The sequence below is a fragment of the Pantoea stewartii subsp. stewartii genome, assembly GCF_008801695.1.
GTDB lineage: Bacteria > Pseudomonadota > Gammaproteobacteria > Enterobacterales > Enterobacteriaceae > Pantoea > Pantoea stewartii.
Genome location: NZ_VZPF01000284.1, coordinates 1 through 411, shown reverse-complemented (window position 1 = coordinate 411; position 411 = coordinate 1). Strand labels below are relative to the sequence as shown.

General features: G+C 48.2%; 1 pseudogene. It reads right to left on the bottom strand.

Annotation, left to right across the window (positions count from 1 at the left end):
* Window positions 1-300 (bottom strand): annotated as a pseudogene (locus F7Q90_RS26185) (transposase); the annotation flags it as partial.
* Between the last annotated feature and the right edge of the window lie 111 nt (window positions 301-411).

Genomic DNA, 411 nt, shown 5'->3' with positions numbered 1-411 from the left:
ATACTCAACGGGCCAGTAGCCCGCCCCTTTTCGGGGAGGGATAAGCGCGCTGATATTCTTACGCCGCAGTTCATCATGACACAGACGCGTATCGTATGCGCCATCGGCCGCTGCTGCTCTGATTTTTCTGTGAGTCTGCCGGATAAGACCCGGGAAGACTTCTGAGTCCGTTACGTTGTTCAGTGACAAATCCGCACAGATGATTTCGTGTGTTTTACCATCAACAGCCACATGCAGTTTACGCCAGGTACGGCGGCGCTCTTTGCCGTGCTTTTTAACTTTCCACGGCTTTGTTGAATAATAGGTAATCATTCTGTTTTGTCTGCACTGTTTTGGTAGAAAACGCTGATGCCAGACAGAACACCGTCATACGCAAGCATGTAATGCATTGATTTTATGTTATCTGAAACA